We start from the raw sequence: 7486 nt of genomic DNA, 5'->3' as shown, positions 1-7486 counted from the left end.
TGCACGCTGTTGAGTTCTCAAGGAACGGACGCACCCACAGAAACAGTCATCTCGACCTACCCGTGAGGCAGTTCACTTCTTAGAAGACCACCCGACGCTAGGAGCTTCCCCTGTGGGATCTCAGAACGAGATCAACATCGTGGAAACCGGCCGGGTGACCGAACCGAAACGTTACACCATCCGGTGTGGTTTCGGGGTGGTTCTCCGCTTGAGAGGACGCGGGGCCTTTCGGCCGCTCCGCTCTCCCCTGTGGGGCGAACAAGTAATAAGTTACGCGGGAATGAACGACCCGTCGAATCGACGCCCCCGCCCGGGCGTGTCGCTCCCGTCATTCCGCGGAAACACGCCGGAAATGACAGGGGCCCGGCCGACTCAAGGTCGACCGGGCCCCGCCGCTCCGGACGTTCGCGCGCTCAGGCGGTGGCCGCCGCGGCGCTCTTCTCCGCCGGCAGGGGCCACAGCGCATCGAGAAGCTGACGTACCCACGCGATGAGGGTGGCGTCGTCGGCATCCTGAGGCAGAGGAACCACCATGGCGTCGCCTCCGGCGACCAGCTTCGCCTTGGGGTAGAGGCGCTGGAGACGCACACGCATCGACTCGGGGAGATCGGCGGGGGCGACACGCAGGTTGGAGCCCATCGCCACGACGTCGGCGAGACCGGCCTGCGCCGCACGACGGCGCAGACGCGCCACGGCGACGAGACCCTCCACCTCGGAGGGCGGCTCACCGTAACGATCGCGGAGCTCCTCGACGACGAGGTCGATCGCGTCGTCCTTCGCCGTCGCCGACGCGGCCGCCGAGAGCTTCTGGTACGCCTCGAGGCGGAGACGCTCGCTGTCGATGTAGAACTCGGGGAGCCGAGCATCCACCGGCAGCTCGAGCCGCAGCTCGGTGGGTCCGTCGACGTCCTCCCCGCGGAAGGTCGACACCGCCTCGCCGATCATCCGCAGGTAGAGGTCGAACCCGACACCGGCGATGTGGCCCGCCTGCTCCGCGCCGAGCAGGTTGCCCGCGCCGCGCAGCTCGAGGTCTTTGAGGGCGACCTGCATCCCGCTTCCGAGGTCGTTGTTGACCGCGATCGTCTCGAGGCGGTCGGCCGCGGTCTCGGACAGCGGCTTCATCTCGTCGTAGAGGAAGTAGGCGTAAGCGCGGTCGCGTCCGCGACCCACTCGTCCGCGCAGCTGGTGCAACTGCGACAAGCCGTACTTGTCGGCGCGGTCGATGATGATCGTGTTCGCGTTCGAGATGTCGAGACCGGTCTCGATGATGGTCGTCGACACCAGGACGTCGGCGCGACGCTCCCAGAAGTCGTCGACGACCTGCTCGAGCGCGTGCTCCCCCATCTGTCCGTGGGCGACGACGATGCGCGCCTCCGGCACGAGCTCCGAGAGATGGGCGGCGACCCTCTGGATGGAGGAGACCCGGTTGTGCACGTAGAACACCTGTCCCTCGCGCAAGAGCTCCCGGCGGATCGCCGCGGCGATCTGCTTGTCATTGCGCGGCCCCACGTACGACAGGATCGGATGCCGGTCCTCGGGCGGGGTCGCGAGCGTCGACATCTCGCGGATCCCGGTGACCGCCATCTCGAGCGTGCGGGGAATGGGCGTCGCGCTCATGGCCAGGATGTCGACGTTGGTCTTGAGCTTCTTGAGCGCGTCCTTGTGCTCGACGCCGAAACGCTGCTCCTCGTCGATGATCATCAGACCCAGGTCTTTGAAGATCACCTTCTCGGTGAGGATGCGGTGCGTGCCGATGACCATGTCGACGGTGCCGTCGGTCAGGCCCGCGAGAGTCGCCTTCGCCTCTTTGTCGCTCTGGAAACGCGAGAGCGGGCGGACGGTGACCGGGAAGCCGGCGAAACGCTCGGCGAAGGTCTCGAGGTGCTGCTTCACCAGCAGGGTGGTCGGCACGAGCATGGCGACCTGCTTGCCGTCTTGGATGGCCTTGAACGCCGCACGCACCGCGACCTCCGTCTTGCCGAAGCCCACGTCACCGGAGAGCAGGCGGTCCATGGGGATCGGCTTCTCCATGTCGGCTTTGATCTCGTCGATCGTCTGCAGCTGATCCTGCGTCTCCGCGAAGGGGAACGCCTCCTCGAGCTCGCGCTGCCACGGGGTGTCGGGACCGAACGCGTAGCCCTTCGAGGCCATGCGGGCCGAGTACAGCTTCACCAGCTCGACCGCGATGTCGCGCACGGCCTTGCGGGCACGGCCCTTGGCCGCCGCCCAGTCGCTGCCGCCCATCTTCGACAGCGTGGGGGCTTCACCGCCGACGTACTTCGAGAGCAGATCGAGCTGATCGGTGGGGACGAAGAGCTTGTCGCCGGGGTAGCCGCGCTTCGCCGGCGCGTACTCGAGGACGAGGTACTCCTTCGTCGTCTTCACCGCGTTGCGGCCGCCGCTGGAGACCTCGCGCTGCGTCAGCTCGAGGAATCTGCCGATGCCGTGCGTCGCGTGCACGACGACGTCGCCGGGCTTGAGCTGCAGCGGGTCGACCACGTTGCGGCGACGGGATGCGAGCTTCTTCGCACCACGGCTGTCGGAGCCGACCGAGCGCCCGTAGAACTCCGTCTCGCTGATCACCGCGAATCGCGCCTCGACGAGCTGGAAACCCCTCTCCATCGGCGCGCAGACGACGTGAGCCACACCAGGCTCGGGCGGGAGGCGGAGGTCGTCGACTCGGCGAGCCGCGATCCCCCGCTCCGCGAGCACGTCTCGCGCGCGATCGACCATTCCCGGTCCGGATGCCGTGACCACGACCGACCAGCCATCGGCGAGCAGCTGGCCGACGTGCGCCGTGGCGCCCTCGACGTTGCCCTGGAAGGACGGCACCGCGTCGGCCTTGATGCGCTGCGCGGAATCGTCTCCGATCACGAGGCCCTCGTCTTCGGCATCCGCTGCTCCGGAGTCGAAGCGGCTGAGCTGCCACCAGACGCCCCCGCGCCCGCCGGCACGCTCGTGCAGGTCGTCGAGGGTCACGAAGTCGCCGGAGTCGAGGTCGACCGGGGTGTCGGCGCCGGCGGTCGCAGCCGACCACGCGGCCTCGAGGAATTCGCGGTTGGTGTCGCCGAGGGTCGTCGCGCGGGCGAGCGAACGCTCGGGATCGACGAGGGCGACGGCGCTTCCGCCCGGGAGGTAGTCGACCAGGGTGACCAGATCGTCGACCAGGACGGGGATGAGGGACTCCATGCCCTCGGCCGGGATCCCCTCGGCCATCTTCTCGAGCAGTTGGCGCAGACCCGGATACCCGTCGCGAAGAGCGGCGGCGCGAGCGCGCACCCCGGCGGTGAGGAGCAGCTCACGGCTGGGGACGAGGGTGACCTCGGAGACCTCGCCGGGCAGTGATCGCTGATCGGCGACCGAGAACGCGCGGATCTGGTCGACCTCGTCGCCGAAGAACTCCACGCGATAGGGGTGGTCGGCGACGGGCGGGAAGACGTCGAGGATGCCACCGCGCACCGCGAACTCGCCCCGTCGGGACACCATGTCGACACGGTGGTAGGCCAGTTCGACCAGCCGGGTGGTGACGCTCTCGAGTTCGTGCCCGCGTCCGCCGACGACGAGCTCGACGGGCTCGACGTCGCCGAGCCCGGGCGCGAGCGGCTGCAGGGCGCTGCGCACGGACGCGGTGACGACCAGGGGCGCCTCGCCGTCCCACGCGGCGATGCGCCGCAGGACGTCGAGACGGCGACCCACCGTCTCGGGGCTGGGACTCAGCCGTTCGTGCGGCAGCGTCTCCCAAGCCGGGAAGTGCAGCACCTGGGCGCCGGGGAGGACGGCCTCCAGTGCGGGCCCGAGGGACTCGGCACGACGCCCCGTCGGCGCGATCACCAGAACGGCACCCGGCCCGCCCGAGGCGCGACGACGCTCGATCAGCCCCGCGATGACGGGGGCGTCGAGACCATCGACGAGGGAGAGCGACAGGTCGGCGGAGGACGCGGACGCGGCCTCGCGGTACGACTCAGCCTGCTCGAGGGCGCGGACGATCCCGGGAACTGTCACTCGGGAAAGTCTACGCGGGGCCACCGACACCGGGCGGGGCTGGACGGATGCGGCGCGATCGGTTCTGCGTCGCCGGGTCTGCATCGCCGGTTCTGCGTCAGCGGGCGGCGATGTCGACGGTGTCGACGGCCTGCACCGGGGAAGGTCGGCCGCCAGCCCGGTGGCTTCGACAGGCTCAGCCACCTCCGCCGGAGAGCATCGGCCGCCAGCCCGGTGGCTTCGACAGGCTCAGCCACCTCGGCCGGCGAATGGGCGGGCGTGAACCGGGAGCAGCGGCCGGGGCTGCGGGGACGGGTGCTGCGTAGAGTGGCGGCATGTCCTCCCCCAGCGCTCCGGATGGACCGGTGTTCGCGGCACCGCACGTCGCGCCGCCGGTCGGAACCCTGCTCGCACCCCCGCCTGCGACCCGCAGGGGGCGGCCGCTGGGCACATGGGCACTGATGCTGGCGCTGGTCGCGGGGGTCCTGGCATCCGCCGTCGCGGGCTTCGTCGCGTTCCGTATCGCGCGAGGCGCGGGGCCGGGGCTCCTGGCCGCCGGTCCGGCCACGATCGATCTGCGGGTGCTGTCGCCCGTTCGCGATCTCGTGCTGGTCGGGGAGGCCACCTTCTGGACCGCCAGTGTCGTGGGCGTGACCGCCGTTGCGATGGGGATCGTCGCGACCGTCCGCGGCTCCGGCCGGGGGACGGGCATCGCGGCGATCGTGATCGGCGTGCTCGGTCCCGTGATCTTCGGGATCTTCGTCACCCTCGCTCTGGTGGGCGGTATGGCCACACTGCCGAGTGGCACCGGGGTGTCGATCTAGCCGCGCTACCTCGTCGACGAGTGCGTCGTCCACCCCGGGAACGGTGGTGACGTCTTTCCTAGGCTGAGGTCGGGCCCCGGCCCGTCGACCCATCCGAGGAGGATTCCGTGAGCAGCCCCACTCCCCCGCCCCACGCGCCCGACGATCGCGCCCGCGCGTATGCGGACGCGGACCGGACGCCCCCGGCGCCGAGGTACGACGGAGGCCGGCCGGCCCAGACCCTCGGGCTGATCGCATTCCTGGCCGCGACAGCGGCCGTGGTCGTGGGGGTCGTCCTCGCGGTCCTCGCCGGCATCCAGGCCGGAGGACTGCAGCAGTACGCCGGGTTCGACGGACAGAACGACCCGACGACCTTCCCCGCGGACGCGTCGCAGAAGGCCATCGCCGCGAGCGTGCTCGGCATCGCCGCGTTCGCCGTCTACGGCATCTTCGCGCTCTGGGGATTCATCCAGGGCATCGTCGCCGCGGTCAAGAACCGCGGACGCGGGTGGGGCTTCTCCGCCGTCGCCATCTCCGTCCTCGGCGGAATCGCCGTCATCGTCGCGTTCGTGGGCGGCATCGGGATCGGCGTCGGCTCCGGCGCGTGATCCGTTCCGTCACGACGACGGCCCCGGTCCTGGTGGATCGGGGCCGTCGTCACGTCGGAGCACGTTCGTTTCGCCGACGGCGGTGCGAGCGGACGACCGCTGGAACCCGGCGGCGGCGCGCGGATCGGGCGCCGAGGTCAGGCGCGCGGGGCGTGGAAACGCTGCTGAGCCGCGAGCAATCCCTCATCGACCAGGATCTCGACGGCATCCGCGGCATCCGAGACGAGGATCGGCAGCGTCGTGCGCTCGGTGGCACCGAAGGGGTCGAGCACCCAGTCGGCGGGGTCCTGGCGGCCCGCCGGTCGGCCGATGCCCACGCGAACGCGCGCAAAATCGGCGGTGCCGAGGGCCTTGGCGACGTCGCGGACGCCGTTGTGGCCGCCGTGACCGCCGCCGGTCTTGAGTTTGAGCGTGTCGAAGGGGATGTCGAGCTCGTCGTGCACCACCACGACGTGATCGGGGTCGATGCCGTAGAAGCGCGCGAGGCCCGCGGCCGGACCACCGGAGACGTTCATGAAGCTGTTGGGCTTGGCCAGGACCAGCTTGGCCGCGCCCGGACGCACCCAGGTCTCGGCGACGCGCGCGTTCGCCTTGTGCGCGCGGAACGCCTCGCGCCGACGGGCGGCGAGTTCGTCGACGACCATCTGACCGATGTTGTGCCGGGTCGCCTCGTAGCGGGGTCCGGGGTTACCGAGACCGATGATGAGCCAGGTGTCCGCCATGGCGTCCATCCTTCCGGATCCTCGAGAGGACCTGCGTGAACGGCAACGAGGGGACGCGAAACCGCGTCCCCTCGTCGTCGACGGACCGCCGAGGCGGCCCGATCGGAATTACTTGTCGTCGCCCTCTTCGGCCGTCTCGGCCTCTTCGGACTGCTCCTCGGCGACCTCGGCGTCGGCCTCGGCGATCTCCTCGTCGGCGGCGATCGTGTCGAGCGGGACCGACACGCCCACGATGAGGGTCTCTGGATCGGTGACCAGCGACGCGCCGGCGGGCAGCGTGAGGTCGGCGGCGGTGATCTGCGTGCCGTCCTCGGCGCCCTCGACGTCGACCTCGACGTTCTGCGGGATGTGGGTGGCCTCGACCTCGAGCGAGACCGACGTGGCGTCGAGCATCGCGATGGTGCCGGGGAAGGGCTCGCCGGTGACGACGACGGGGACGTCGACCTGGACCTTCTCGCCCTTCTTCACGACGATGAGGTCGATGTGCTCGATGATCTGACGCACGGGGTCCTTCTGGACGTCCTTGACCAGGACGAGCTGGGCCTTGCCCGCGATGTCGAGGTCGAGCAGCGCGTTGGCGCGACGGATCAGCAGCGCGACCTGGTGGCCGGGCAGGGCGACGTGCTGCGGCTCGGTGCCGTGACCGTAGATGACGGCCGGGATCTTGCCCGCGGCGCGCAGACGACGGGCGAAGCCCTTGCCGAAGTTCTCGCGGAGCTCCGCGACGACCTTGTTGTCTTCCGACATGTTGTTCTCCTCGCGGGCTCGTGTCCCGCAGCTTGTGAGCGGACGGTGTCCGCACCTGTGTGGTCTGGATTCGACTCGAACGCGAGCGCGTGAGGAAAGCCGGGAGCCTGCATCACCGCGTCGATCACGGATGCCGGGTGCACCCTGCGGGCGCACGGCGATGGCATCCCTCGCCGAAGTACCCCGGAAGTCTAACAGCGACGGCCCGTCGTCTCGACCGGCTCTCTCTCACCCCGCTCGCGCGGGGCCGTTCGTCGCGGACGGGAGCACGCGACGGCGACGGTAGGATCGAGGGGCCACACCGACCCGGAGGATCATCATGGACAGCGGCTTCTTCTCTCACGTCGTGATCTGGGTCGTCGGCGGCCTGGCCGCGATCGGCGGCATCGCCGCGATCGGCGCGCTCTTCTCGCTCGGCCGCAACGCCTCGTACAAGAAGCACTGACCGGCCCGGGCGGCTCCTCTCGAGACCGTCACGGCTGCGCGGGCGTCGATTTCCCGCGTGGCCCCTTCTTCCTCGTGCGCCCCTTCGCGATGCACCCCGCGTGGCGGGTTCGTCTTCCGCGCCACGGCGTGACGCGTCGACTCCCTCCGCGGGCGAGCGGCGCTTCGCGAGATGCGCTTCG

At 70.1% G+C, this 7486-nt stretch carries 6 protein-coding genes; 3 read left to right on the top strand and 3 right to left on the bottom strand.

The genetic code is table 11. The annotated features are described in order from the left end of the window. Positions 1–413 precede the first annotated feature (413 nt). A complete protein-coding gene (mfd, locus tag Q0818_RS16030; protein WP_298877260.1) occupies positions 414–4001 on the bottom strand; it encodes a transcription-repair coupling factor in 3588 nt (1195 codons plus the stop codon). A gap of 314 nt (positions 4002–4315) precedes the next feature. Between mfd and Q0818_RS16025 the strand changes: the two genes are divergently transcribed. Both Q0818_RS16025 and Q0818_RS16020 read left to right on the top strand, forming a co-directional pair. Further along, entirely contained in the window at positions 4316–4804 is a 489-nt protein-coding gene (locus Q0818_RS16025; RefSeq protein WP_298877257.1) for a hypothetical protein, read from the top strand. A gap of 107 nt (positions 4805–4911) precedes the next feature. Beyond that, positions 4912–5391, top strand: coding sequence for a hypothetical protein (locus Q0818_RS16020; protein ID WP_298877255.1), 480 nt, complete (start codon positions 4912–4914; stop codon positions 5389–5391). A gap of 137 nt (positions 5392–5528) precedes the next feature. On the opposite strand, the gene pth is transcribed toward Q0818_RS16020, so the two are convergent. Continuing rightward, on the bottom strand, positions 5529–6113 hold the full coding sequence (gene pth, locus Q0818_RS16015; RefSeq protein ID WP_298877250.1) for an aminoacyl-tRNA hydrolase: 585 nt from the start codon (positions 6111–6113) through the stop codon (positions 5529–5531). Between the two features lie 108 nt (positions 6114–6221). Continuing rightward, positions 6222–6860, bottom strand: coding sequence for a 50S ribosomal protein L25/general stress protein Ctc (locus tag Q0818_RS16010; protein WP_298877247.1), 639 nt, complete (start codon positions 6858–6860; stop codon positions 6222–6224). A 319-nt stretch (positions 6861–7179) separates the two neighbouring features. Between Q0818_RS16010 and Q0818_RS16005 the strand changes: the two genes are divergently transcribed. Next, positions 7180–7305, top strand: coding sequence for a hypothetical protein (locus tag Q0818_RS16005; protein ID WP_298877244.1), 126 nt, complete (start codon positions 7180–7182; stop codon positions 7303–7305). The last annotated feature ends 181 nt before the right edge of the window (positions 7306–7486 follow it).

This window comes from uncultured Microbacterium sp., assembly GCF_947489255.1.
GTDB lineage: Bacteria > Actinomycetota > Actinomycetes > Actinomycetales > Microbacteriaceae > Microbacterium > Microbacterium phycohabitans.
This window is presented reverse-complemented; position numbering and strand designations above follow the sequence as displayed.

What these genes read in the sequence shown, in the direction of transcription:
- Q0818_RS16010 (WP_298877247.1), bottom strand. Translation starts at nt 6,860, where the DNA reads ATGTCGGAAGACAACAAGGTCGTCGCGGAGCTCCGCGAGAACTTCGGC.
- pth (WP_298877250.1), bottom strand. Translation starts at nt 6,113, where the DNA reads ATGGCGGACACCTGGCTCATCATCGGTCTCGGTAACCCCGGACCCCGC.
- Q0818_RS16005 (WP_298877244.1), top strand. Translation starts at nt 7,180, where the DNA reads ATGGACAGCGGCTTCTTCTCTCACGTCGTGATCTGGGTCGTCGGCGGC.
- Q0818_RS16025 (WP_298877257.1), top strand. Translation starts at nt 4,316, where the DNA reads ATGTCCTCCCCCAGCGCTCCGGATGGACCGGTGTTCGCGGCACCGCAC.